A 25,577-nucleotide genomic window follows, 5' to 3' on the forward strand; every position below is an offset into this window, starting at 1 on the left:
GCTGACGCCCTTCTCGCGACAGTGTGTGCACAGGTTTGAAATAATGGATAACAAGAAGGGCGCCATCAGGCGCCCTTCTTTTGTTTGATCGCGTTAACCGCTTGATCAGGCTTGCAGCCAGGCCTCTATGCTGGCCTGGATGCCCGTGGCATCCAGCCCCAGCTGGGCATAGATCTCCTCCTGGGTACCTTGCTCCACGAAGCGATCCGGCAAACCGAGGTTGAGCACAGGTTTGCACTGCTTGGCACGCATCAGCAGCTCGTTCACCGCAGAACCGGCCCCGCCCATGATGGCGTTGTCCTCGAGAGTGACAAACTGATCGTGGGAGGCGGCAAGGGAGAGCACCAGCGACTCGTCCATGGGCTTGACGAAGCGCATGTCCACCAGGGTGGCGTCCAGCGCCTCTGCGGCGGCCCAAGCCTGATGCAGCAGGGTGCCAAACGCCAGTATGGCGGTACCCTTGCCATCACGAATGACGCGACCCTTGCCGAGTGCCAGCGCTGTCATCTCGCTCTGGATCTCGGTGCCACAGCCGCTGCCACGGGGATAACGCACCGCCGCGGGCTGGTTGCACTGATAGCCGGTGTAGAGCATCTGGCGGCACTCGTTCTCGTCGGACGGCGTCATCACCACCATGTTCGGCACTGTGCGCAGGAAGCTGATGTCGAACGCCCCCTGATGGGTAGGGCCGTCGGCACCCACCAGACCGGCGCGGTCTATGGCGAACAGCACCGGCAGGTTTTGCAGCGCCACGTCGTGGATCAGCTGGTCATAGGCCCGTTGCAGGAAGCTTGAATAGATGGCGACCACGGGTTTCTTGTCGGCGATGGCAAGGCCGGCGGCGAAGGTGACCGCATGCTGCTCGGCGATGGCCACGTCGAAGTAGCGATCCGGATACTGCTGGCTGAACTTGACCAGCCCCGAGCCCTCGCGCATGGCGGGGGTGATGCCGATCAGACGCTCGTCCCTGGCGGCCATGTCGCACAGCCACTGGCCGAAGATGGCGGAGAAGGTCGGCTTGCCGCCGCCACTCTTGGGCAGGGCGCACTCGTCCGGGTTGAACTTGGGCACGGCGTGGTAACCGATGGGGTCTTTCTCGGCAGGCTCGTAGCCCTTGCCCTTCTTGGTCTTGACGTGCAGCAGCTGGGGACCCTTGAGGTTGCGCATGTTGCGCAGGGTTTCGACCAGAGCGTGGATGTCGTGGCCGTCGATGGGGCCTATGTAGTTGAAGCCGAACTCCTCGAACAGGGTGCCTGGCACCACCATGCCCTTGAGGTGCTCCTCGGCCCGCTTGGCCAGCTCCTTGACCGGCGGCAGCCCCGCCAGCACCTTCTTGCCGCCTTCGCGGATGGTGGTGTAGAGCTTGCCGGACATCAGCCTGGCCAGGTGGTTGTTGAGTGCCCCGACGTTTTCGGAGATGGACATCTCGTTGTCATTGAGCACCACCAGCATGTCCTTGTGGACGTCGCCGGCGTGGTTGAGGGCCTCGAACGCCATGCCGGCCGTGATGGCGCCGTCACCTATGACGGCCACAACCTTGCGGCCCAGCCCCTCGCTCTCGGCGGCAACCGCCATGCCGAGGGCAGCACCTATGGAGGTGCTGGAGTGGCCCACGCTGAGCACGTCGTACTCGCTCTCTTCCCGCCAGGGGAAGGGGTGCAGGCCATCTTTCTGGCGAATGGTGTGAATGCGCTCGCGCCGACCGGTCAGGATCTTGTGGGGATAGGCCTGATGGCCCACGTCCCACACCAAGCGATCGAAGGGGGTGTTGTAGACGTAATGCAGCGCCACCGTCAGCTCGACTGTGCCAAGGCCGGAGGCGAAGTGGCCGCTGGAGCGGCTCACCGAGCGCAGCAGATACTCGCGCAGCTCTTCGCATAGAATGGGTAGCCGCTCTTTGGGCAGGGATCGCAACTCGACCGGCGTATCCGCGAGGGCCAGGTTGGGGAAATCGCTAATATCAACGCTCATATTGTTACTGTTATCCAGCGTTTAGTGGGTTCGCTCGATGATGTAATCGGCAAACGCTTCCAGAATGTCGGTATTGTAGGGCAAGGATTGCAGGGCTGTTAAGGCCTTGTCATGCAGTTCGCGAGCCAGCTCACGGGCAGGGTCGAGACCGAGCAGGGCCGGATAGGTGCTCTTCTCCTGCGCCAGATCCGAACCTTGCGGCTTGCCCAGGGTCGCGGTGTCGCCCGTGATGTCGAGGATGTCATCCTGCACCTGGAAGGCGAGCCCGATGGCGGCGGCATAGGTTTGCAGCGCGGCCAGGGTGGCAGGCGCCACATCGGCCTTGCACAGGGCCCCCAGGGTGACGGCGCACTCGATGAGGGCTCCCGTCTTGTGGCGGTGCACCTGCTCCAGCTCGGCCAGGCTGATCCGGCGGCCTTCGGCCTCCAGATCCAGCGCCTGACCGCCGCACATGCCGAGATAACCGGAGGCGCGGGCCAGGGCGCTCAGCATACGTACCCGGTTGGCCAGCAGCTCGTCGGGGAGGGGATGGTCCGCCAGTATGGAGAATGCCAGGGTCTGGAGGGCATCACCGGCCAGGATGGCGGTGCCTTCATCGAACGCCTTGTGCACTGTCGGTTGGCCGCGGCGCAGATCGTCGTTGTCCATGGCGGGCAGATCGTCGTGCAGCAGGGAGTAGGCGTGAATGCACTCCACAGCGGCGGCGGGACCGTCGAGGCGCTCGCTTGGCACCCCCAGCATCTCGCCCACGGCGTAGACCAGGAAGGGGCGTACCCGTTTTCCGCCGAGCAGCAGGCCGTATCTCATCGCGTCCCGCAGGCGCGGCGCCATGGCGGGCAGAGCCTCAAGCTGTGCCGAGAGGCAGTCGTCGATGCGGCGCCGGTGCAGGCGGGAGAAATCGTCCAGGGTCACTCACTCCTCTCCTTGCTCTGATCGAAAGGGAACCGCCTGTTCGCTGCCGTCGGCCTGGGTCAGGAGGATCTGGATCTTCTGCTCGGCTTGCTCCAGCTTCTGCTGGCCGGCCCGCACCAGATGGATGCCCTGTTCGAATTGTTTGAGTGCTTCCTCGAGGGGGAGCGACCCCTGTTCGAGTTGATGCACTATGGTTTCCAGCTCTTCCAGGGTGGCATCAAAACTCAGACGGTCGATTTTTTTACTGGCCATGTCCATCCTCGGGGATTGAAAAAAACGGCTCATCTTAACATCGACCGGGCACAGGGGGGAGGCAGAAAAGTGTGCCGCCCTCAAACTATCCTGACCGCGGCCGATAACAAGGGGCTGGCATCCATCTATTGCCGACGTGTTATGAAGGCGTGCCGGGCTTGCTGCCAGGGGCGCAATAGCAGAAAATTCAACGCAATATAAATAAATGGCAAGTTCGGCGACAGGAGTAGGGATGTGGATTTAGGCAGTCTGATAGGCATAGTGCTGGGATTTGGGGTCGTGGTGTACGGCATGCTGCTGGGTGGCCCCATGAACATGTATGTGGATATGCCCTCGGTCTATATCACCATACTGGGCTCCCTCTTCATCTGCATGATGAAGTTCAACCTCAGCCAGTTCCTGATGGCGTTCAAGGTCGCGGGCAAGGCCTTCATGTACAAGGGCGACAAGCTCGATGACCTGATTGCCAAGGCGGTGGAGCTGGCGGACGCGGCCCGCAAGGGGGGCTTTCTGGCGCTGGAAGCGGCGGAGATCCCCAATGCCTTCATGAAGAAGGGCATCGACATGCTGGTGGACGGCCATGACGCCGATGTGGTGCGCGCCGTGATGGAAAAAGACATAGAGCTGACCTCGGAGCGCCACGTCATCGCCATCAAGGTGTTTCGCTCCCTGGGTGATCTCGGCCCCGCCATGGGGATGATAGGTACGCTAGTGGGGCTGGTGGCCATGCTGGCGAACATGAGTGATCCCAAGTCCATAGGCCCGGCCATGGCGGTGGCCTTGCTGACGACCCTGTATGGCGCCATCGAAGCCAACATGGTGGCCATTCCCATCGCCGACAAGCTGGAGCTGCGCAGCGGCGAGGAGCAACTGAGCCGCACCCTGATCCTCGACGCCATCATGGGCATCCAGGACGGCCAGAATCCTCGCGTGATCCAGGCCATGCTGCAGAACTACCTCAACCAGTCCAAACGCAACAACGGGCTCGACTAGGAGGCCCCATGGCAAAGTGCAAGTGTCCGCCTCCCGGCCTGCCGGGCTACATGGGTACCTTCGCCGATCTCATGTCCCTGTTGATGTGCTTCTTCGTGCTGTTGCTCTCCTTTGCGGAGATGGATGTGCAGAAGTTCAAGCAGATCGCCGGCTCCATGGAGAAGGCATTCGGGGTGCAGAACATCCTGGAGGTGAAGGATATTCCCAAGGGGACCTCGGTCATCGCTCAGGAGTTTCGCCCTGGCCGGCCCGAACCGACCCCCATCGACACCATCATGCAGCAGACCATCGACATGACCCAGACCGAGCTGGATTTTCAGCCCGGGGATGCGGATCAGGCGGGGGGCCATGACAAGACCGAGGGTCAGCAGAGCGGTGGTGACACCGCCCAGCAGGCCCAGAAGGCGCAGGCGCAGTCCAACGAACTGGCCAAGGCGCTGGCCGAGCAGATGCAGGCCCAGATCCAGGACGGGGCCATAGAGATAGAGGCGCTGGGTCAGCAGATCATCATTCGCATCCGCGAGAAGGCGGCGTTCCCGGCGGGTTCCGCCTTCCTGCAGCCCCAGTTCTGGCCGGTGATCCGTAAAGTGGCGACCCTGCTCAAGGATGTGCCCGGGGAGATCACCGTCTCCGGTCACACCGATGACGTCGCCACCGAAGACGAGCTGTTCCAGTCCAACTGGGAGCTTTCGTCCCAGCGGGCGGTGGCGGTGGCCCACCAGATGATCAAGGTGCCCGGCTTTGACGGCAACCGCCTGGTGGTGCAGGGAATGGCGGACTCCCAACCGCTGGTGCCGAACAACAGCCCGGAGAACCGGCGCATGAACCGGCGGGTGGAGATCGCCATCATGCAGGGCAAACCGACGGTATCTGCCCCTATCGGCGTGGCTGATCCCAAGTAGCGTTCGCAAGAAAGCGCGATCCCGCTGGCAGCGGTTGTCTCCGATAACCGCTGCTTCTCTTTTTCTGTTGAGTCGGAGTCGCCTAGCATAGGGCCTCCGCTCGCCGCATGTTCAGGCAAATTGGGTGAGAACAGTGGCCGATTGAACCGCGCCTCTGCGGTTCGCCCGCCCATCAGTCACTCCCAATGCGCCGCCTGTCGCGCGGCAATGCGCTATCATCTCCCCCCTGATCTCATGCCGCTCCCCCGTGGCCTTGTAGACCTCCCGCGTTATGTACGATGCCGTACAGAACTGCGCGCTGCCCCGTGTTACATCTTCGTCACGGCGAATGGATAGCACCCGGGCTGCCGGATGTGCGTTTTTTCAGCCCTCCAGGAAGGAACCACCATGAACCATATCTTCAGTGCCAGCTTGCTCCTCACCGGACTGCTGTTGCTCCCGTTAGCCAGCCACGGCGCCGGGCTCACCGACGACACCGATGCCGCGCAGTCGATGCCATCTGAATCGACGACCATGGAGTCCTCGACGCTGGAATATGTCGAGGACTCGGTCATCACCACCAAGATCAAGGCGGGGCTTGCGGCCGAGCAGATGTCCAGCCTGGTCAATATCCATGTCGATACCGATGATGCCGGGGAGGTCACCCTGAGTGGCGGCGCGGTGGATCAGGCGGCGCTGGACAAGGCCGTCGCGATTGCCATGGGCGTCGAGGGGGTGACCTCTGTCAAGAATGACATCAAGGTCGAGACCGACCGCTAGGCAAACACCCGACGAGCCCTCAGGCCCTGGCACCCTGCCCTGCAGGGGAACCCTTGACCCTGCGGATCCTGCACGCTGCCTGTGTGGCTACCGCCATCGGTCGATGGGGGCCCTTAGGCAGGTCGCCTGTTCGGGGTTGCTACTCCGTCGTCAGGGTGGCCAGCCTTGAAACCGACCACCACACCGGCTGCCATGAGCCGGGCGACGCCACAGGCGCTGGCGTTGTCGGGATCCTGGACTGCGCTGGGTATGGGCAGTCTGACAAGCGAGCTCGACTCCCTTGCCGTCCCGGCCGGAGAGCATTGGGTCATCGACGCCTCTGGTATCGAGGCCCTCGATACGGCCGGGGCCTGGATCCTGCAGACACTGCTGCGCCGGCTGCGTGATGGTGCGGCCGGCGTCGAATTGCACCAACTGCGCCCGGAGTTCGCCAGGCTGTTCGATGCCCTGGCTCAGGAGGCCGCTCCGGGGCCCACATTTCTACCCCGGCCTCTGTCCCGCCTGGAAAGCCTGGGTCAGGGCACGGTGACCCTGCTGGCACAAGGCTGCGCCCTGCTCGCCTTCATCGGCGAGTGCACCTTCGCCTTGGGTGGCTGGCTGGCCCATCCGACACGGATTCGCTGGCGCCCAATTCTTTACAACATCCGCAGCGCAGGTGTCGATGCCCTGCCCATCGTCGGTTTGCTCTCCTTTCTGCTCGGCATCGTCGTCGCCTATCAGGGGGCCGCGCAGCTGCGCCTCTATGGCGCCAACATCTTTGTCGTCGATCTGGTCGCGCTTTCGATGCTGCGAGAGTTTGCTCCGCTGATCACCGCCATCATAGTCGCCGGCCGCTCCGGTTCCGCCTACGCGGCGCAGATTGGCACCATGGCGGTGACCGAGGAGATCGATGCCATGCGCACCATAGGCATTGCACCACTCGACATGCTGGTGCTGCCCAAGGCGCTCGCTCTCCTGATCACTCTCCCCTTGCTCACCCTCTTCGCCGATCTCTTCGGCGTCCTGGGGGGCATGCTGATGGCGCACATCCAGCTGGACGTCGGCACGGCCGAATTCCTCGATCGCTTCGTCAAGACGGTGAGCGTCACGGATCTGCTGATCGGCATCGGTAAGGCGCCGGTATTTGCCGCCATCATAGTGACCGTTGGCTGCTTCCAGGGGTTTCAAACCAAGGGAGGAGCCGACAGCATCGGACGGCAGACCACGCGCAGCGTCGTCCACTCCATCTTTATGGTGATAGTGGCCGATGCGCTCTTCTCGGTTGCCTTCAGCGCCCTGGATCTCTGAGATGAAGGCGCCAGATGGCAGTGTCACCCCGGCCATCATCATCAGCCAGTTGATGACGCGCTTTGGCGAGCATGTGGTCCATGACGGGATCGATCTGGTGGTCAACCACGGCGAGATCTTCGCGCTGATCGGCGGCTCGGGATCGGGCAAGTCGACCCTGCTGCGGGAGATCATCCTGCTTCAGCAACCCGAGTCGGGCTCGATCCGGGTGCTCGGGGTCGATCTCGCCAACATCGAAGACGCCGACGCCCTTGCCCTGCGCCAGCGCTGGGGCGTCATGTTTCAGAGTGGCGGCTTGTTCGGCTCCCTGACCGCCAGGGAAAACGTGGGTCTGCCGCTGCGTGAGCACACCGAACTCGCACAAGGGCTGATCGACGACATCGCTGACAGGAAGCTGGCGATGAGCGGCCTGGAGCCGGTCGTGGGTGATCAGTACCCGGCCGAGCTGAGCGGCGGCATGCTAAAGCGCGTTTCGCTGGCACGTGCCCTGGCCCTCGATCCCGAACTGCTCTTTCTCGATGAGCCGACTGCAGGTCTGGACCCCGAGAGCGCTGGCGAGATTGACAGCCTGATCCGCAAGTTACGCGATCTGTTCGGCCTGACCATAGTCCTTATCACCCACGATCTCGATCTGCTGTGGCAGGTGGCCGACCGCGTCGCCGTGCTCGGTGACGGCAAGGTGCAGGGGATAGGGTCGATGACAGCGCTGGCAGAGATGGATCTGCCGGCAATCCGGCCATTCTTCGAGGGCCCGCGAGGGCGGGCCGCCGAGCAACGCAGCGAGGGGACATGATGGAAACCAAGGTCAGTTACGCCCTGGTAGGGGGTTTTGTCGTCATCCTCGGCACCCTGCTGGTGGCCGTCATCCTCTGGCTCGCCTCGGGAGGGGCTTTCCAGAAGGCATACGATCTCTATCTGGCGATCTCGGAGGAGTCGGTCGCCGGCCTCAATCTCAATGCACCGGTCAAATACAACGGTGTTGATGTCGGCAGGGTCAGGCAGATACGGCTCGATCCGACCAATCCCGAGCAGGTCAATCTGCTGTTCGCCATCGAGCGAGGCACGCCGATCAGGCAGGACACTGTGGCCGTGCTCAAGACACAGGGCCTGACGGGCATCGCCTACGTCGAGCTGAGCGGCGGGGCCAGCGACATGCCCCTGTTGCAGGCCACCCCTGGCTATCAGTATCCGGTGATCCGCACCCATCCATCGCTTGCTGCTCGCCTCGAGAACGTCCTCACCAGCGTGCTGGCCAAGCTGGACAGTACCTCGAACAGCCTCAACGCCCTGCTCGGTCCGGAGAATCAGGCGGCCTTCCAGAGCACCCTGACCGACATTGCCCGGGTGGCGCATACCCTGGCCGAGCGCAACGAGAGCATAGATGCCGGCCTGAAGGATGCGGCCAGGGTGATGAAAAACAGCGCAAGCGCGAGCCACGAGCTCGCCCCCCTGATCGCGCGTATCGGGCGGGCGGCGGATGCCGTCGAGAAGATGGGCAATGAGATCGCCGGCACCAGTGCCAGCGCAGGCAAGACCCTCAACGCGGTCGGCAGCGACATCAACCGCTTCACGGCGGAGACCCTGCCACAGCTGGAACGCCTGCTCGGCGAGCTCAGCGTGCTGACGACCTCGCTGCGCCGCCTCAGCGAGCAGACCGAACGCAATCCCTCCGGACTCCTGTTTGGCCGCAAGCCGGTGCCGGATGGCCCCGGAGAATCATCCGAAGGAGGGAAACAGCCATGATCCGCCAGCCACCACCTCCCTTCACCCGGCTCGCCATCACTGCGCTGTTGCTGCTCCTGCCCACTGCCTGCAGCATGTTCGATGCGACCAAGGTGCCGCCACCGGCCTTCTATTCGCTCTCCGGGGTGGGTGCATCCCCCCCGGCCAAGGCCGCAGCGGCCAGACTGGGCGCCGCGCCTACGCTGATCGTCAACCCACCACGTGCCGCCCCCGGTTTCGACAGCCAGCGGATCATCTATGTTCGCGAGCCCTATCAGCTGGAGTATTTCGCGCACAGTGAATGGATCGATACGCCCGCTCGGATGATAGCCCCACGCATTGTCGCCGCACTCGAGGGCACGGGGGCCTTTCGCGCCGTCGTCCTGGCTCCCAGCCCGGCTGCGGGGGATCTGCGCCTCGATGTCGAAATCATCCGCCTGCAGCAGGAGTTCGACAGATCACCCAGCCGTACCCGCTTCACGCTGCGGGCCTACCTGGTGGACAGCGACAGCCGCCAGGTGCTGGCCTGGCGCGAATTCGACGAGACAGTGCCAGCACCGCAGGCCAATCCCTACGGCGGCGTGATGGCGGCCAATAGTGCCGTTCAGCAGGTCGTGCAGCGCCTGGCCAGCTTCTGTGCCGACGCCGCGGGCAACTGGCGCCCCTCACCCGGGGCACGTCGCTGAACCGCAGACATGGCAGAGAAAAGGGGGCAGGCACAGGCCGGGGAGCTGCAGGCTCCCTTGGTTCTGACATCTGGATGGGGCTTCATCTTGATGCCTGACACTCAGCCTCTCCTGTCGGCGGGTTGTGTCGCCTCGGGGCCTTGCCGGCGGTAGCCGGGGGAGGGGGTCGAGCAAGTGGTGCTCTGATTTAACGCAGCATCAGCGAGCCATTGGTCAGGTGCCGGGCCCGTGCTCTATGTGGGTCAACGTACAGACCCCCTGTTGTGTGCGGCTTATTCTCACGATGGTTGGTGCGGGATCCCTTGTTGCTTCTCGCACCCCTCATCCAACTGACTATCAGGAGTTCATCATGAACAAGGACCAACTCAAGGGTCGTACTGAAGAGACCAAAGGCAAGGGTAAGGACGATAAGGAATCAAAGGGGGCGATTCCAGTGTCCGCCGGCAAACACCAGGCGGCCCCCGACGATAGAAAAGAAGAGCGCAGGGACGCCAGAAAGGGGAAATAAAACGTCACCGCGTTGGTGAGCGTTCTGCCAACGCTCTTTCCCCTCACTCTTTCTTCCAACAATGTCAGGAGTATCAAATGAACAATATCATTCCATCCAGCCGTCTTGGGTCAAGAGTACTCAGCGCCAGCACGCTCAGTGGCGACGATGTGTACGACCCGAGAGGTGAAAAGCTGGGCAGCATCAAGGAGCTCATGCTGGATATCGAAAACGGCAAGGTGTGCTATGCGGTGCTCTCCTTCGGCGGTTTCCTCAGTCTCGGCGAGAAGCTGTTTGCCGTACCCTGGAGTGCCCTGAAGGTCGATACTGAAAACAAGCGCTTCATCATGGATACCACAGAGGAACGCATGAAGAATGCCCCGGGTTTTGATAGCGACCACTGGCCCAACATGGCAGATACCTCTTGGGAAAAGAGCATTTACAGCTATTACGACACCAGGTACTGAGGTGGTTTTGCACGCTGGCTTGATGTTGGTCTGCCTTTTGATCCCCTCCGGCCTATGATCGCCAGCAAGGCATGGAAACGTGTCTGCAAGCAGGATTTCACCTAGGCAAGGCGAGGCTCGATGCGGTGGTGAGCCTGATCAGACAACCAAAACGAAAATATTGCAGCCAGGGTCAAGGTCGCCGTGGCTGCCTCCGCTCGCCTCATCCTCTCGATTTTCTTCAGCCTCCCGGCAGGCCTCTGGTCATTCAAAGCGCGATCCCGCTCGCAGGGGCTGACATGGATTTTGTGGCGGCTTCATATTAAGATGCCTCATCCGAACCGATAGCTGCGGCTCTCTTTGATTGCCGCAGCTTCTCTTTTTCAAGCAACCCAGGTTTCGACTATGAATCATACTCCGATGACTGTTCGCGGCGCTGAAAAGCTGCGTCAAGAGCTCGACTATCTGAAGAGCGAGCTGCGTCCCCAGATTATCGAAGCGATTGCTGATGCCCGTGAACATGGTGATCTGAAAGAAAACGCCGAATACCATGCCGCTCGCGAGCAGCAAGGTTTCTGTGAAGGCCGCATTCAGGAAATTGAGAGCAAGCTCTCCAATGCCCAGGTGATCGATATCACCAAGATTGCCAACAATGGCCGCGTCATCTTCGGTGCGACCGTGACTCTGCTGAAAAGCGAAACGGAAGAGGAAGTGGTCTACCGCATCGTGGGTGACGACGAGGCGGACATCAAACAGAACATGATCTCCGTGAACTCGCCCATTGCCCGTGCCCTGATCGGCAAGGAAGTGGACGACGTGGCCATCGTCAAGACACCGGCTGGCGATGTTGAGTACGAAATTCTGGAAGTCGCCTACCTCTGACGATGAGGGGCGGTGAAGAGACAGGGGAGCCCGGCTCCCCTGTTGCATTTAGTCCCCCTGATAGGTCTGGACGAAGGCGTCCTGATGACGTTGGAAGAGCCAGTCCCGCAGTTGCTCCTGATCTCCCTTGTCCAACTGGAATTGCAAGGCCCAGTCATGGTGCTTCTGGTGGGACTGGACATGCCTTATGAGGGTGCCGCTCAGTGCCAGGGGAGGCAATCCCTCGATGCCGAGGGTGCCGTGCAGCCGATCGCCCTTGGTCAGAGTCGGTGGCAAACCGGCCACGATGAGACCGCCGAGGGAGAGGCTGTGCACCTCATACTCGGCATCGCTGGTGTGCAGGACGGCTTTCTCATCGAGTCGCCAGGCGCGCAGGTGAGGGGAGCCCAGCTCTGTGATGGTGGGGGCGGCGATACGCAGCTCGGTGTGGCCTTCCGCCGCCAGGGTACAATGCAGCGGAAAACGCAGTTGATGGCCGGCGATACGGGCCTCGATCGTCAAGGGGCTGGCCCGTTGCAACAGGCTCTGTAGGGGAAGACTCAGGTTGCCTCGCAGGAACTGGCCGGCGGCCATGTCCTCTGCGTTTCCCAAGTCCTGCAGCATAGCCAGCTCCTCGTCGGTGAGAATCTGATGCTTGTCCATAGTGGGTGTCCGCAAGTATTCATCGCAGGTTAAGGGCCTGACGACTATTTTGGCAAGCGACTTGGGAAGAAGAGAAATGAAGGAAAGAGCGAACGCTCTTTCCTGTTACTTGCGGGGCAACTGGATCTTGGGTTCTGTGGCCTGACGATAGATGGTCAGTACATGGCCCATGCTCTGTACCTTGATGGCGCCTGTCTCACGGACGATGGCTTCCATCACCAGCTGTTTCATCTCACGATCTTCAGACGACACCTTAACCTTGATCAGCTCGTGGTGGTTCAGCGCCAGATCGATCTCGGCCAGCACCCCTTCGGTCAGGCCGTGTTGTCCCAGCAGGACGACCGGCTTGAGGCTGTGGGCTAGGCCCTTGAGGTACTGTTTCTGTTTATTGTTGAGAATCATGGCAATTTCTTCATAAGTCAGGGTTGAAAGGGGCGTATTCTACCCCCACTTAGCCCTTAATACTAATAACCCTTGTGGTTTTTTAAAGTCGACAATCATGACCCAGAAAAAACATTCCCCCAGTTCAACCCGCTGGTTAAAAGAACATTTTGACGATCATTACGTCAAAAAAGCCCAGAAGTTGGGACTGCGTTCCCGTGCCGTGTTCAAGATCGATGAGATCCAGGGCAAGGACAAACTGCTCAAGCCGGGCATGACGGTGGTGGATCTGGGGGCGGCCCCCGGTGGCTGGTCCCAGTTTGCCATCGATCAGGTGGGTGACAAGGGGCGAGTGATTGCTTGCGATATTCTGCCGATGGATTCCATTGCCGGTGTCGATTTCCTGCAAGGGGACTTTCGGGAGGAAACTGTGCTTGCCGCCTTGCTGGCACGAGTGGGCCCGGACAAGGTTGATGTGGTCATGTCTGACATGGCGCCCAACATGAGCGGGACCCAGCAGGTGGATCAGGCTCGCTCCATGTATCTGATCGAGCTGGCGCTGGACATGTGCAATCAGGTCCTGCGCAGTAATGGCAGTTTCGTGGTCAAGGTATTCCAGGGGGAGGGGTTTGATGCCTATCTCAATGAAATTCGTAGACTTTTCTCTGTCGTCAAGATTCGTAAACCAGACTCCTCCCGTGCCCGTTCACGAGAAGTCTACATTGTGGCTACCGGTTTTAAACTGTAGTACCCTAACCCTCATCGTTAACTGTCAGTCTGCGAGGTCATTGATTTGAGTGACATGGCGAAAAACCTAATCCTGTGGCTGGTCATCGCCGTCGTGCTGATGTCGGTATTCAATAGCTTCAGCCCCAGCGATACCACCAGTCGCCAGCTGGACTATTCCAGCTTCGTGAAAGAAGTGACCCAAGAGCAGATCCGTGAAGTGCGGATGGATGGCAAGGTCATTAATGGCGTCAAGCGCACCGGTGAACGTTTCACTACCATCATCCCTGCGCCGGATCCCCAACTGCTCAACGACATGCTCAACCACAACGTGAAGGTGATGGGTGAGAAGCCGGAAGAGCCGTCTCTGATCACGTCCATCTTCATCTCCTGGTTCCCGATGCTGTTGCTGATCGGTGTCTGGGTCTTCTTCATGCGTCAGATGCAGGGCGGCGGTGGCAAGGGTGCCATGTCGTTCGGCAAGAGCAAGGCTCGCCTGATGAGTGAAGATCAGATCAAGACCACCTTCGTCGACGTGGCGGGTTGTGACGAGGCAAAGGAAGAGGTCAAAGAGCTGGTCGACTATCTGCGTGATCCGACCAAGTTCCAGAAACTGGGCGGCAAGATCCCCACCGGCGTGCTGCTGGTCGGCCCGCCCGGTACAGGTAAGACCCTGCTGGCTAAGGCCATCGCGGGTGAGGCCAAGGTGCCCTTCTTCACCATCTCGGGTTCCGACTTCGTCGAGATGTTCGTGGGTGTCGGTGCCTCCCGGGTGCGCGACATGTTCGAGCAGGCCAAGAAGTCTTCCCCCTGCATCATCTTCATCGATGAAATCGATGCGGTCGGTCGTCAGCGTGGCGCCGGTCTGGGTGGTGGCCACGATGAGCGTGAGCAGACCCTGAACCAGATGCTGGTCGAGATGGATGGTTTTGAAGGCAATGAAGGCGTCATCGTCATCGCCGCGACCAACCGTCCAGACGTGCTGGATCCCGCGCTGCTGCGTCCGGGTCGTTTCGACCGTCAGGTCGTGGTCGGTCTGCCGGATGTCCGCGGTCGTGAGCAGATCCTGAAGGTGCACATGCGCAAGGTTCCGTTGGCGGATGACGTCAATGCCGCAGTGATTGCACGTGGCACCCCGGGCTTCTCCGGCGCCGATCTCGCCAACCTGGTCAACGAAGCCGCCCTGTTCTCCGCCCGTGAGAGCCGTCGTGTGGTCTCCATGCTGGAGTTCGAGAAGGCCAAGGACAAGATCATGATGGGTGCGGAGCGTCGCTCCATGGTGATGAGAGACTCCGAGAAGGAGATGACCGCTTATCATGAAGCCGGCCATGCCATCATCGGTCGGGTAGTGCCGGATCATGATCCCGTCTACAAGGTCTCCATCATTCCCCGTGGCCGTGCCCTTGGGGTGACCATGTACCTGCCGGAGCAGGATCGCTGGAGCCACTCCAAGCAGCATCTGGAGTCCATGATCTCCAGCCTGTATGGCGGTCGTTTGGCGGAAGAGCTGATCTACGGTGCCGAGAAGGTATCGACCGGTGCTTCCAACGACATCGAGCGTGCCACCGACATCGCCCGCAAGATGGTGACCCAGTGGGGTATGTCCGAGCGTCTGGGCCCCATGCTCTATGCCGAAGAAGACGGTGAAGTCTTCCTTGGTCGCAGCATGGCCAAGGCCAAGCACATGTCCGACGATACCGCGCGCGTCATCGATGCCGAGGTCAAGCAGGTCATCGATCGCAACTATGCTCGTGCCAAGCAGATCCTGCAGGACAACATGGATGTGCTGCACACCATGAAGGATGCCTTGATGAAGTACGAGACCATAGATGCCAAGCAGATCGACGATCTGATGGCCCGTCGTGAGGTCCGTGCTCCCAGCAACTGGCACGATGAGCACGGTGACACCCCGCAAGGCGGCGCCAGCGTGAGCAGCGAGCCAGAGGTCAAGGCGCAGGCCGATGACAACAGCGCACCGCGCAATGACATCGACAAGGCGAACGATGTGCCGGCCAAATAAGCTTTCATGATCCAGACCCCGGGCTTGCCCGGGGTTTTTCTTTATGCGATACCCAGATTTTCTTGTGACAGGTAGATGTAAAGATGCAACTAATCAGCAAGGGGCGCAGCCTCTCTCTGGACAGTCCCCACGTCATGGGGATCCTCAACGTGACGCCGGACTCCTTCTCCGATGGCGGGCGCTTCAAGCCGCTTGAACTGGCCCTGGCCCATGCCCGCCAGATGATGGAGGAGGGGGCCACCCTCATCGACATCGGCGGCGAGTCGACCCGCCCCGGCGCCCCCGATGTGAGCGAGCAGGAGGAGCTGGACAGGGTCATCCCCGTGGTCGAGCGGATGGTCCAGGAGCTGGATGTGATGATCTCCCTCGATACTTCCAAGGCTGCCGTGATGAGGGCGGGCTGCGCGGCAGGCGCTCACCTCATCAATGACGTGAGGGCCCTGCTCGAGCCCGGTGCCCTGGCTGCCGCGGCAGAGGCTGACGTGCCCGTGTGCCTGATGCACATGCAGGGGCAGCCGAGAACCATGCAGGCAGAGCCGCATTACGACGACTTGCTGGGGGAGGTGAGGGCCTTCTTCGACGAGCGGATAGCCGCTTGCCTGGATGCCGGGATCCGGCGCCAGCACCTGCTGCTGGATCCGGGTTATGGCTTTGGCAAGACGGTGGCACACAACTACCAGTTACTGGCCGAGCAGCAGAAGTTGCTGGATTACGGTCTGCCGCTCTTGGTGGGGATGTCGCGAAAGTCTATGATAGGCAATCTGCTTGGCCGCCCCGTTGATGAGCGGCTGGCCGGCAGCCTGGCCTGCGCCCTGATCGGGTTGCAACATGGCGCCAGGATCATTCGGGTGCACGACGTGCGAGCCACCATGGACGCGCTGCGCGTAGGCTGGATGACCATGACGGGACAAGATTTCGTATCCAGATAAAATAACGAGAACAGACAATGACCAGAAAGTACTTCGGCACAGACGGTGTGCGCGGCAAGGTGGGTGAATACCCGATCACCCCGGATTTCGTGATGAAGCTGGGCTGGGCCGCCGGCAAGGTGCTCTCCAAGAAGGGCACCAAGAAGGTGCTGATCGGCAAGGACACCCGGATCTCCGGCTACATGCTGGAATCGGCGCTGGAAGCGGGCCTCTCCGCTGCGGGCCTCAAGGCCATATTGATGGGCCCCATGCCGACGCCGGCGGTGGCCTACCTGACTCGCACCTTCCGTGCCGAGGCTGGCATCGTCATCAGCGCCTCCCACAACCCCTATTACGACAACGGCATCAAGTTCTTCTCCGCCGACGGCACCAAGCTGCCCGATGAGGTGGAGCTGGCCATCGAAGCCGAGCTGGATCACGAGCTCAAGTGCGTGGAGTCCGCCGAACTTGGCAAGGCGCAGCGCATCGACGATGCCGCCGGCCGTTACATCGAGTTCTGCAAGAGCACCTTCCCCACCCATCTGAGCCTGGAAGGGGTGAAGATGGTGGTGGATTGCGGCCATGGCGCCACCTATCACATAGCTCCCTCAGTGTTTCGCGAGCTGGGCGCCGAGGTGATTGCCATCGGTTGCAGCCCGGATGGCCTCAACATCAACGATGGGGTGGGCTCTACCGCACCTGAGGCGCTGGCCGCCAAGGTGCTGGAGTGCAAGGCCGATCTCGGTGTCGCCTTCGACGGTGACGGCGATCGCCTGGTGATGGTAGACAGCACTGGCTACATCATCGACGGGGACGAGATCCTCTACATCATCGCCCGCGATGCCCTGCGCAACGGTCGCCTCAAGGGCGGCGTAGTCGGTACCCTGATGGCCAACATGGGCCTGGAGCTGGCATTGCAGACGCTCGGTATTCCGTTTGCCCGTGCCAAGGTGGGTGACCGCTATGTGCTCGAGATGATGAACGAGAAGGGCTGGCGCATCGGTGGCGAGAACTCGGGTCACATCATCTGCCTGGATCAGACCACCACAGGGGATGGCATAGTCGCCGCCCTGCAGGTGCTGACGGCGGTGTGCTCTGCGGAGATGCCGCTGGCCAAGCTGCGCTCCGGTATGAGCAAGTTCCCCCAGGTACTGGTGAACGTACGTTTTGCCGAGGGCAAGGATCCGCTGGCGGCCGAAGCCGTACAGCAGGAAGTGGCCAAGGTGGAACAGGAACTGGGTGGCCGTGGCCGTGTCCTGCTGCGCAAATCCGGCACCGAGCCCCTGATCCGGGTGATGGTGGAAGGGGAGCATGAGCAACAGGTGCGTGACATGGCACAACGCATCGCCCAACAGGTCGAATCGGCGTTTTAATGAGCAACCATGGCGGTTTTTTAACCGCCATGGTTGTATCTTGTTCAAACGATTCGAAAATTTGAAAATAGCACTTGTCAGCTGATCATCCTCTGGATATTATCAGCCCCGCTTTCGCAAGGGAGTTGCCGATGGGACATCGCAAGCCGTTTGTAGCAGCCAACTGGAAGTTACACGGTAGTAGGTCGCAGTTAGAGCAGTTTACGAGTCAATGCCTGAAGGGTGTTGGTGATGATGTAGATGTTGTTCTCTGTCCTTCCCATGTGCATCTCGACTTTACCGCACGACTGCTCGATGAGCAGAAGGCGATAAGGTTGGGGGCTCAGAATGTGAGCCAGCACCGACAAGGCGCTTATACGGGTGAAGTCTCGTGTGAGATGCTGGTCGAGGCTGGGTGCCGATACGTACTGGTTGGGCACTCCGAGCGCAGGCGTCTCTTTGGTGAGACCAGCTTTATCGTCGCAGAGAAGTTTGCGGCAGTCAGAGCGGCAGGTTTGATTCCCATCCTTTGTCTGGGGGAGTCAGGTGCTGCGAGGCAGGCGAGAAGAACCTTCGAGGTGATCGCCGAAGAGCTGGATATTGTCATAGAGAAAAATGGCGCGATGGCTTTCGATAATGCTATCATCGCCTACGAGCCGATTTGGGCTGTAGGTACAGGTAAATGCGCCACACCCGAGCAGGCACAAGAGGTTCATTCCTTTATTCGTGGTCGCTTGGCGGAGGATACTCCGGTAATAGGTGAGAAAGTCAGAATCATCTATGGTGGGAGCGTGACGCCGACCAACGCGAGAGATTTGTTTGCCCAGCCCGACATTGATGGCGGACTGATAGGTGGAGCAAGCCTCGATAGCGATGCGTTTTTAGGAATTGTTGAAGCGGCAAAGGGTGCAAGTTAAATGTACGAGATTCTTTTAGTCGTTTATCTGCTGGTGTCACTGGCTCTGATCGGTCTGGTGATGATTCAGCAAGGTAAAGGGGCTGATATGGGCGCCTCCTTCGGCGCAGGGGCATCGAATACTGTATTCGGCTCCGGTGGTTCAGGCAGTTTCCTGACCCGCACAACTGCAATTTTGGCCACTCTGTTCTTTTTGATCAGCCTGGTGCTTGGATCCATGTCAAGCAACAAGGTAAAACAGGGTAGCGAATGGGAAAATCTGCAACAGACTCAGCAAGTTGAGCAGACCAAAGCGCCAGTGAAGAAAGACACTGACGTTCCCGAGTAAAGAGTTTTTGCCGTGGTGGTGGAATTGGTAGACACGCTATCTTGAGGGGGTAGTGCTCTAGGGTGTGCGGGTTCGAGTCCCGCCCACGGCACCAATTAAGCAGTGAGCCCGGGTAACCGGGTGTATTATAGTCACTCAGTCTTGTATGAAGAGAATGATCTGGCTATAATCTCGCACGATTTCGGACGCGGGGTGGAGCAGCATGGTAGCTCGTCGGGCTCATAACCCGAAGGTCGTCGGTTCAAATCCGGCCCCCGCAACCAAATTTCACGCATTTCCTACGCTCAGGAAGGCGGTCGCTGCGAGGCGACAATCAGGGTAAAGCGCCAAGCCCCGATTTGACATCGGGGCTTTTTGTTATGTGCGATTTACTCTGAATCGATATCTATCTGGGCTATATGCCCTTTTTTTGTTTTTCGGAGGGTGACTTTGGCTACGTTGGAACAACGTTTGACCGATCTGCTCGAGGCTCCGGTCGTTGCCTTGGGTTTTGAACTTTGGGGTGTCGAGTTTATCCGTGCGGGTAAGCACTCGACCTTGCGCGTCTTCATCGACTCAGAGCAAGGCGTGACGGTGGAAGACTGTGCCGAGGTGAGCCGCCAGGTTGGCGCCATCATGGACGTTGAAGATCCCATCACCGAGGAGTATTACCTCGAGGTTTCCTCCCCGGGCCTGGATCGTCCGCTGTTCAAGGTTGCCCAGTTCGAAAAATACGTTGGCCAAGAGGCGGCGGTTTCGCTTCGGATGGCAACAAACAACCGCCGCAAGTTCAAAGGCGTAATCAAAGCTGTGCAGGGGGACATGGTCACCCTGACAGTAGATGGTAAGGACGAGGTGTTGGCTTTCACCAATATCCAAAAAGCGAACATAGTGCCGAACTTTGGTTAACGAGGCTATCGGATATGAATAAAGAGATTTTGCTGGTCGTTGACGCTGTGTCCAACGAGAAGGCTGTCCCCCGCGAGAAGATTTTCCAGGCTCTGGAGACTGCGCTGGCGACTGCGACCAAGAAAAAATACGAAGGCGAGATTGAAGTTCGGGTCGAGATCGATCGCAAGACCGGTGACTACGACACCTATCGCCGTTGGGTCGTGGTGGCCGATCAGGCTTCCATGGAGAACCCGTACGGGGAAATCACTCTCGAAGCCGCTCAGATCGAGCAGCCGGATATCCAGATCGGCGACTATGTTGAAGACCAGATTGACTCTGTGACCTTCGACCGCATCACCACCCAGACCGCCAAGCAGGTTATCGTGCAGAAAGTGCGCGAGGCCGAGCGTTCCCAAGTCGTTGACCAGTTCAAGGACAAGGAAGGCACCATCATCAGCGGCGTGGTCAAGAAGAGCAACCGCGACAACGTGATCCTGGATCTGGGCAGCAATGCCGAGGCCGTGATCTTCCGCGACGACATGCTGCCCCGTGAGACCTTCCGTCCCGGTGACCGCATCCGTGGCCTGCTCTATGCCGTCCGCCCGGAAGCCCGTGGTTCCCAGCTGTTCGTCAGCCGCTCCAGCCCGGACTTCCTGAAAGAGCTGTTCCGCATCGAAGTGCCGGAAATCGGCGAAGAGATGATCGAAATCATGGGCGCCGCCCGTGATCCGGGTTCCCGCGCCAAGATCGCGGTCAAGACCAACGATCGTCGTATCGACCCGATCGGTGCCTGTATCGGCATGCGCGGTGCCCGCGTTCAGGCCGTCTCCGCCGAGCTGAGTGGTGAGCGTGCCGACATCGTGCTGTACGATGACAACCCTGCCCAATACGTGATCAATGCCATGGCGCCTGCCGATGTAGCCTCCATCATCGTTGATGAAGACAACCACACCATGGACATCGCCGTGGAAGCTGCCAACCTGGCCCAGGCCATCGGTCGCAACGGTCAGAACGTGCGTCTGGCCTCCCAGCTGACCGGTTGGGAGCTGAACGTCATGACCGTCGAGGACATGCGTGCCAAGCACCAGGCCGAGAACGATCGCATCCTGACCCTGTTCACCAGCGCGCTGGACATCGACGACGATTTCGCCGGTCTGCTGATGGAAGAAGGTTTCTCCACCCTGGAAGAGATCGCCTTCGTACCCGTCAATGAGCTGCTGGCCATCGACGGTCTGGACGAAGACATGGTGGAAGAGCTGCGCAAGCGTGCCAAGGATGTCCTGACCACCAAGGCCCTGGCCAAAGAAGAATCCTTCGACGGCGTAGAGCCTTCCGAAGAACTGCTCAATCTCAACGGCCTTGGCCGTGAAATGGCGTATGCCCTGGCCGCTCGCGGCGTCGGCACCCTGGAAGATTTGGCAGAGCAAGGTATCGACGACCTTGCCGACATTGAAGAGCTGACCGCTGAGAAAGCCGGTGAGCTGATTATGGCTGCTCGCAATATCTGTTGGTTCGGAGAAGAGCAGTCTGAATAAGATCAAACGGAGGAAAATGAATGGCAGAAGTATCAGTCAAACAACTTGCCACTGACATCGACACGCCGGTTGATCGTCTTCTCCAGCAGTTTGTCGATGCCGGTATCAGCAAGAGCAAGGCCGACGACCTCGTCAGCGAGTCTGAGAAACAGACTCTGCTGGCTCACTTGAAAAAACAGCATGGAGGTGACGAGATCACCGCACCAGCCCGCATGACTTTGCAGCGCAAGACCAAGAGCACTCTGAGTGTTCAAGGGACTGGCGGCAAGAATAAGGAAGTGCAGGTTGAAGTGCGCAAGACTCGCACCTATGTAAAACGCTCGGCGCTGGAAGATGAACAGCGTCAGGCGGAAGCCGAGGAAAAAGCGCGTTTGGAAGCAGAAGAAAAAGCTCGTCACGAGGCCGAAAACAAGGCCCGTCTCGATGCTGAAGAGAAGGCTCGCCGTGAGGCTGAGCAGGCTCGTCGTGAAGCTGAGGAAAAGGCGCGGATCGAGGCACAATCAAAGGCTCGACAGGCTCCACAGCCCGCCAAAGTAGCCGCTAGCACAGCTCAGCAAGAGGCAGAAAAGATGGCCAAGCGCGAAGCAGAAGAACTGAAGCGCCAACAGGAACAAACCGCTTTGCAAAAAGCAGAAGAACTCGCCGCGAAGAAAGCCGAAGAGGCTCGCGTCATGGCGGAACAGAACGGCCCTCGCTGGGCTGAAGAAGAAGCTGCTCGTGCCAAAGAGAGCAGTGACTACCATCTGACCACCAACAAGCATGCGCAAGCCGCAGAAGACGAGTTGGACCGGAAGGAAGAGACCAGTCGTCGCACGGCTGCTGCAGCAGTCAAGGCCCCGAAAAAGGCCACTCGCCGCGAAGACGACCGTGACTCCCGCAACCCCCGTGCTCGCAAAGGCAAGCGCGGCAAGGTCGCCATGCCCAATGCCATGAAGCACGGCTTCAACAAGCCTGCCGCCGTGGTGAACCGTGACGTCGTCATCGGCGAGACCATCACAGTGGCCGAGCTGGCCAACAAGATGGCCGTCAAGGGTGTCGAAGTCATCAAGGCGATGATGAAGATGGGCGCCATGGCGACCATCAACCAGGTGATCGATCAGGAGACCGCTCAGCTGGTCGCCGAGGAGATGGGTCACAAGGTATTGCTGCGTCGCGAGAACGAGCTGGAAGAGGCGGTACTGTCCGATCGTGACGAGACCTCCGAAGCCAAGCCGCGCGCGCCAGTCGTGACCATCATGGGTCACGTCGACCACGGCAAGACCTCGCTGCTGGATTACATCCGTAAAGCCAAGGTTGCCGCTGGCGAAGCCGGTGGTATTACCCAGCACATCGGTGCCTACCACGTCGAGACCGACAGTGGCATGATCACCTTCCTGGATACTCCGGGTCACGCTGCGTTTACCTCCATGCGTGCTCGTGGTGCCAAGTCGACCGATATCGTCGTTCTGGTTGTTGCTGCCGATGACGGCGTCATGCCGCAGACCATCGAAGCCATCCAGCACGCCAAGGCGGCAGAAGTGCCCATCGTGGTTGCGGTCAACAAGATCGACAAGCCCGAAGCGGATCCGGATCGTGTCAAGACCGAGCTGGCCCGTTACAACGTCATGTCCGAAGACTGGGGTGGCGACAGCCAGTTCGTTCACGTCTCCGCCAAGTCTGGCGAAGGCATCGACGACCTGCTGGAAGCCATCCTGATCCAGTCCGAAGTACTGGAATTGAAAGCGGTTGTCGATGGCATGGCCAGCGGCGTCGTGATCGAATCCTTCCTGGACAAGGGTCGTGGTCCGGTTGCCACCGTGCTGGTACAAGAAGGTACCCTGCGCCAGGGCGACATCGTGCTCTGCGGTCTGGAATACGGTCGTATCCGTGCCATGCGTGACGAACTGGGTCGCGAGATCAAGGAAGCGGGCCCGTCCCTGCCGGTGGAAATCCTGGGTCTGTCCGGGGTGCCGTCTGCTGGTGATGAAGCCACCGTTGTACGTGACGAGAAGAAGGCCCGTGAAGTGGCACTCTATCGTCAAGGCAAGTTCCGCGACGTCAAGCTGGCTCGCCAGCAGAAGGCCAAGCTGGAGAACATGTTCGCCAACATGACCGAGGGCGAAGTGTCCGAAGTGAACGTGGTGATCAAGGCCGACGTACAGGGTTCGGTGCAAGCTATCTGCGATGCGCTGGTGCAGCTCTCTACCGACGAAGTCAAGGTCAAGATCGTGGGTTCCGGCGTAGGTGGTATCACCGAAACCGACGCTACCCTGGCGGCTGCTTCCAGCGCCATCCTGGTGGGCTTCAACGTCCGTGCCGACGCTTCTGCGCGCAAGGTCATCGAGTCCGAGAGCCTGGATCTGCGTTACTACTCCGTCATCTATGATTTGATCGACGAAGTGAAGCAGGCCATGAGCGGCAAGCTGGCTCCTGAATATCGTCAGGAGATCATCGGTCTGGCTGAAGTCCGTAGCGTCTTCAAGTCACCGAAGTTCGGCGCCGTTGCCGGCTGTATGGTCACCGAAGGTGTGGTCAAGCGTTCCAACCGTATTCGCGTTCTGCGTGACAACGTGGTTATCTATGAAGGCGAGCTGGAATCCCTGCGTCGCTTCAAGGATGACGTCAACGAGGTCCGCAACGGTTACGAGTGTGGTATCGCGGTCAAGAACTACAACGACGTACGCGAAGGCGACCAGATCGAAGTTTACGAGACCATTGAAATTCAACGGACTCTGTAAGCCGACAGTTAGACAAAATAGGGGGCTGCGGCCCCCTTTTATCGCAGGATAGAATATGGCCAGAGAATTCAGCCGGACCCGTCGGGTCGGGCAGCAGATCCAGCGTGAAATCGCGCTGATCCTGCAGCGCGAGGTGAAAGACCCGCGCATCGGCATGGTGACCGTCTCCGACGTGGAAGTCTCCAAGGACCTCAACTATGCCAAGATTTACGTCACCTTCCTGCAGCTGGAGAATGACGCCGAGCGTATCGCGGAAGGGCTCAAGGGCCTGACCGAGGCGGCCGGTTACATTCGCAGCCTGCTTGGCAGCGCCATGCGTCTGCGGGTGGTGCCTGAGCTGCGTTTCTACTACGACCAGACCCTGGTCGAGGGGATGCGCCTCTCCAACCTGGTGACCAACACTGTGCGTGAAGACAAGCGTCGCATGACCGAAGCCGGTCGTGAAGAAGACGAAGCCGCACCGGATGATACTACTGAGGACAAAGCCTGAGATGTCTCGAAGACGTCGTTTCAAGGGCCGTGACGTACACGGTATCCTGCTGCTGGACAAGCCGACCGGTCTGACTTCCAACGATGTGTTGCAGAAGGTCAAGCGGATCTACAACGCGGCCAAGGCCGGCCACACCGGCGCCCTGGATCCCCTGGCGACCGGCATGTTGCCGATCTGCCTCGGTGAGGCCACCAAGTTCTCCCAGTATCTGCTGGAGGCGGACAAGCGCTATGAGGTGACCGCCAAGCTGGGCGAGCGTACCAACACCAGCGACTCCGACGGCGAGGTGGTCTCCACCCGTCCGGTGAACGTGGCCGTGGGTACCCTGATCGAGGCGCTGGACCAGTTCCGTGGCCCCATCATGCAGGTGCCGTCCATGTACTCCGCCCTCAAGCACAACGGTCGTCCGCTCTACGAGTACGCCCGTGAAGGCATAGAGATCGAGCGGGAAGCTCGCCCCATCACCGTATTCGAGCTCAAACTGCTGAGCTTCGAAGGGGATGAGGTGCGCCTCGAGGTGCATTGCAGCAAGGGCACCTACATCCGCTCTCTGGTGGACGATCTCGGCGAAGTGCTGGGCTGTGGCGCCCACGTCACCCAGCTGCGTCGCACCCAGGTGGCCAGCTATCCCTATGACAGGATGCTGACCCTGGATCAGCTCGAGTGCATCTTCGAGCAGGCCAAGGCCGAGAGCATCCCGCCGCGGGAGCAGCTGGATCCCCTGCTGCTGCCGATGGATACCGCAGTGGCGTCCCTGCCCGAGGTGAACATGCTGACGGCCGTGGCCGCCTATGTGAACCAGGGCCAGGCCGTGCAGGTGGCAGGTGCGCCGCAAAGCGGCCAGGTCCGCATGACGGTCGGTCCTGAGCGCGAGTTCATCGGCGTCGGCGAAATCGACGACGAAGGGCGGGTCGCCCCCAAGCGACTGGTGCGTTATCACGACGATAACAACGAGGAGTGATCCTCTGGCGGTATCGCTCTGGCTCACCGGCCAGGGGGAGTGCAACTCGCCCCTCTTTATCGTTGCGAAAAGGGGCGGCTGCGATTATGATACCGCCCTCATTTCACGGCTGAATTAGAGATTGGCTGTGAACCTTTAAACACTCTACTGGAGTAATACCATGTCTCTAAATGCTGAGATCAAAGCTTCCATCGTTGCTGACAACGCTCGTTGCGCCAACGACACCGGTTCCCCCGAAGTGCAGGTTGCCCTGCTGACTGCCCAGATCAACCATCTGCAAGGTCACTTCAAGGAGCACTCCAAGGATCACCACGGTCGTCGCGGTCTGCTGCGCATGGTTTCCCAGCGTCGTAAGCTGCTGGACTACCTGAAGCGTAAAGACGTTCAGCGTTACGCTGCTCTGATCGCCAAGCTGGGTCTGCGTCGTTAATC

27 protein-coding genes and 2 tRNA genes are annotated in these 25,577 nt (G+C 60.0%); 24 read left to right on the forward strand and 5 right to left on the reverse strand.

Translation table 11 applies throughout. The annotated features are described in order from the left end of the window. Positions 1–105: 105 nt before the first annotated feature. From dxs to xseB, 3 genes are read right to left on the reverse strand one after another with little or no spacing between them, the layout of a single operon-like run. Complete coding sequence (dxs, locus tag AB5Y91_RS12025) at positions 106–1,971, reverse strand: 1-deoxy-D-xylulose-5-phosphate synthase (RefSeq protein WP_368169898.1); 1,866 nt, start codon at positions 1,969–1,971, stop codon at positions 106–108. Between the two features lie 21 nt (positions 1,972–1,992). Beyond that, positions 1,993–2,883 (reverse strand): (2E,6E)-farnesyl diphosphate synthase, encoded by an 891-nt coding sequence (gene ispA / locus AB5Y91_RS12030; RefSeq protein ID WP_111910390.1) that lies wholly within the window; start codon positions 2,881–2,883, stop codon positions 1,993–1,995. Next, a complete protein-coding gene (xseB, locus tag AB5Y91_RS12035) occupies positions 2,884–3,135 on the reverse strand; it encodes an exodeoxyribonuclease VII small subunit (protein WP_025326041.1) in 252 nt (83 codons plus the stop codon). Positions 3,136–3,369: 234 nt separating this feature from the next. Here xseB and pomA point away from each other — a divergent pair, with 234 nt between their 5' ends. From pomA to greA, 10 genes are all read left to right on the forward strand, one after another. Next, positions 3,370–4,128, forward strand: a complete 759-nt coding sequence (pomA, locus tag AB5Y91_RS12040) for a flagellar motor protein PomA (protein WP_106887625.1) — start codon at positions 3,370–3,372, stop codon at positions 4,126–4,128. An 8-nt stretch (positions 4,129–4,136) separates the two neighbouring features. Beyond that, complete coding sequence (locus AB5Y91_RS12045; RefSeq protein WP_025326043.1) at positions 4,137–5,030, forward strand: flagellar motor protein MotB; 894 nt, start codon at positions 4,137–4,139, stop codon at positions 5,028–5,030. A gap of 387 nt (positions 5,031–5,417) precedes the next feature. Continuing rightward, entirely contained in the window at positions 5,418–5,789 is a 372-nt protein-coding gene (locus tag AB5Y91_RS12050; protein ID WP_368169899.1) for a BON domain-containing protein, read from the forward strand. A 165-nt stretch (positions 5,790–5,954) separates the two neighbouring features. Beyond that, positions 5,955–7,076, forward strand: coding sequence for an ABC transporter permease (locus AB5Y91_RS12055; protein ID WP_368169900.1), 1,122 nt, complete (start codon positions 5,955–5,957; stop codon positions 7,074–7,076). Between the two features lies 1 nt (position 7,077). Next, positions 7,078–7,869 carry an ABC transporter ATP-binding protein gene (locus AB5Y91_RS12060; RefSeq protein ID WP_368169901.1) on the forward strand — a complete coding sequence of 264 codons (792 nt, stop codon included), beginning with the start codon at positions 7,078–7,080 and terminating at the stop codon, positions 7,867–7,869. Continuing rightward, positions 7,866–8,819, forward strand: coding sequence for an MlaD family protein (locus AB5Y91_RS12065; protein ID WP_368169902.1), 954 nt, complete (start codon positions 7,866–7,868; stop codon positions 8,817–8,819). Before AB5Y91_RS12060 ends, AB5Y91_RS12065 begins: the two co-directional genes overlap by 4 nt. Then, a complete protein-coding gene (locus tag AB5Y91_RS12070; protein WP_168234526.1) occupies positions 8,816–9,484 on the forward strand; it encodes an ABC-type transport auxiliary lipoprotein family protein in 669 nt (222 codons plus the stop codon). The genes AB5Y91_RS12065 and AB5Y91_RS12070 overlap by 4 nt, the downstream gene beginning before the upstream one ends. A gap of 349 nt (positions 9,485–9,833) precedes the next feature. Then, on the forward strand, positions 9,834–9,992 hold the full coding sequence (locus AB5Y91_RS12075; RefSeq protein ID WP_163147005.1) for a hypothetical protein: 159 nt from the start codon (positions 9,834–9,836) through the stop codon (positions 9,990–9,992). Positions 9,993–10,069: 77 nt separating this feature from the next. Beyond that, complete coding sequence (locus AB5Y91_RS12080; protein WP_106887621.1) at positions 10,070–10,438, forward strand: PRC-barrel domain-containing protein; 369 nt, start codon at positions 10,070–10,072, stop codon at positions 10,436–10,438. 384 nt (positions 10,439–10,822) lie between these two features. Next, complete coding sequence (greA, locus tag AB5Y91_RS12085) at positions 10,823–11,299, forward strand: transcription elongation factor GreA (protein ID WP_041205192.1); 477 nt, start codon at positions 10,823–10,825, stop codon at positions 11,297–11,299. A 48-nt stretch (positions 11,300–11,347) separates the two neighbouring features. Here the strand turns inward: greA and AB5Y91_RS12090 are convergent, their stop codons facing one another. Both AB5Y91_RS12090 and yhbY read right to left on the reverse strand, forming a co-directional pair. Further along, positions 11,348–11,941 carry a PilZ domain-containing protein gene (locus AB5Y91_RS12090; protein WP_111910385.1) on the reverse strand — a complete coding sequence of 198 codons (594 nt, stop codon included), beginning with the start codon at positions 11,939–11,941 and terminating at the stop codon, positions 11,348–11,350. Positions 11,942–12,046: 105 nt separating this feature from the next. Then, on the reverse strand, positions 12,047–12,343 hold the full coding sequence (gene yhbY / locus AB5Y91_RS12095; RefSeq protein WP_025326057.1) for a ribosome assembly RNA-binding protein YhbY: 297 nt from the start codon (positions 12,341–12,343) through the stop codon (positions 12,047–12,049). Between the two features lie 97 nt (positions 12,344–12,440). Between yhbY and rlmE the strand changes: the two genes are divergently transcribed. From rlmE to rpsO, 14 genes are all read left to right on the forward strand, one after another. After that, positions 12,441–13,070, forward strand: a complete 630-nt coding sequence (rlmE, locus tag AB5Y91_RS12100) for a 23S rRNA (uridine(2552)-2'-O)-methyltransferase RlmE (protein ID WP_005326622.1) — start codon at positions 12,441–12,443, stop codon at positions 13,068–13,070. 45 nt (positions 13,071–13,115) lie between these two features. Continuing rightward, positions 13,116–15,068: an ATP-dependent zinc metalloprotease FtsH gene (ftsH, locus tag AB5Y91_RS12105; RefSeq protein ID WP_111910384.1), complete on the forward strand. Its 1,953-nt coding sequence runs from the start codon at positions 13,116–13,118 to the stop codon at positions 15,066–15,068. Between the two features lie 83 nt (positions 15,069–15,151). Beyond that, positions 15,152–15,997: a dihydropteroate synthase gene (gene folP, locus AB5Y91_RS12110; protein WP_111910383.1), complete on the forward strand. Its 846-nt coding sequence runs from the start codon at positions 15,152–15,154 to the stop codon at positions 15,995–15,997. Positions 15,998–16,014: 17 nt separating this feature from the next. Then, positions 16,015–17,349: a phosphoglucosamine mutase gene (glmM, locus tag AB5Y91_RS12115; RefSeq protein ID WP_106887617.1), complete on the forward strand. Its 1,335-nt coding sequence runs from the start codon at positions 16,015–16,017 to the stop codon at positions 17,347–17,349. Positions 17,350–17,480: 131 nt separating this feature from the next. Beyond that, positions 17,481–18,245 carry a triose-phosphate isomerase gene (gene tpiA / locus AB5Y91_RS12120; RefSeq protein WP_163154251.1) on the forward strand — a complete coding sequence of 255 codons (765 nt, stop codon included), beginning with the start codon at positions 17,481–17,483 and terminating at the stop codon, positions 18,243–18,245. Further along, positions 18,246–18,572 carry a preprotein translocase subunit SecG gene (secG, locus tag AB5Y91_RS12125; RefSeq protein WP_025326063.1) on the forward strand — a complete coding sequence of 109 codons (327 nt, stop codon included), beginning with the start codon at positions 18,246–18,248 and terminating at the stop codon, positions 18,570–18,572. 9 nt (positions 18,573–18,581) lie between these two features. Then, positions 18,582–18,666, forward strand: a tRNA-Leu gene (locus tag AB5Y91_RS12130). A 92-nt stretch (positions 18,667–18,758) separates the two neighbouring features. Beyond that, positions 18,759–18,835, forward strand: a tRNA-Met gene (locus tag AB5Y91_RS12135). Between the two features lie 166 nt (positions 18,836–19,001). Next, positions 19,002–19,460: a ribosome maturation factor RimP gene (gene rimP, locus AB5Y91_RS12140; RefSeq protein ID WP_106887615.1), complete on the forward strand. Its 459-nt coding sequence runs from the start codon at positions 19,002–19,004 to the stop codon at positions 19,458–19,460. Between the two features lie 14 nt (positions 19,461–19,474). After that, positions 19,475–20,977 carry a transcription termination factor NusA gene (gene nusA / locus AB5Y91_RS12145; protein WP_106887614.1) on the forward strand — a complete coding sequence of 501 codons (1,503 nt, stop codon included), beginning with the start codon at positions 19,475–19,477 and terminating at the stop codon, positions 20,975–20,977. A 20-nt stretch (positions 20,978–20,997) separates the two neighbouring features. Further along, positions 20,998–23,694 (forward strand): translation initiation factor IF-2, encoded by a 2,697-nt coding sequence (gene infB / locus AB5Y91_RS12150; protein ID WP_106887613.1) that lies wholly within the window; start codon positions 20,998–21,000, stop codon positions 23,692–23,694. 55 nt (positions 23,695–23,749) lie between these two features. Next, the gene (gene rbfA / locus AB5Y91_RS12155; RefSeq protein ID WP_005326642.1) at positions 23,750–24,184 is read left to right on the forward strand and encodes a 30S ribosome-binding factor RbfA; all 435 of its coding nucleotides are present in this window, start codon (positions 23,750–23,752) and stop codon (positions 24,182–24,184) included. 1 nt (position 24,185) lies between these two features. After that, a complete protein-coding gene (truB, locus tag AB5Y91_RS12160) occupies positions 24,186–25,145 on the forward strand; it encodes a tRNA pseudouridine(55) synthase TruB (protein WP_163154249.1) in 960 nt (319 codons plus the stop codon). A gap of 160 nt (positions 25,146–25,305) precedes the next feature. Beyond that, complete coding sequence (rpsO, locus tag AB5Y91_RS12165) at positions 25,306–25,575, forward strand: 30S ribosomal protein S15 (RefSeq protein ID WP_005326646.1); 270 nt, start codon at positions 25,306–25,308, stop codon at positions 25,573–25,575. Positions 25,576–25,577: the final 2 nt, after the last annotated feature.

The sequence above is a fragment of the Aeromonas sp. R4-3 genome (assembly GCF_040908275.1).
Lineage (GTDB): Bacteria > Pseudomonadota > Gammaproteobacteria > Enterobacterales > Aeromonadaceae > Aeromonas > Aeromonas rivipollensis.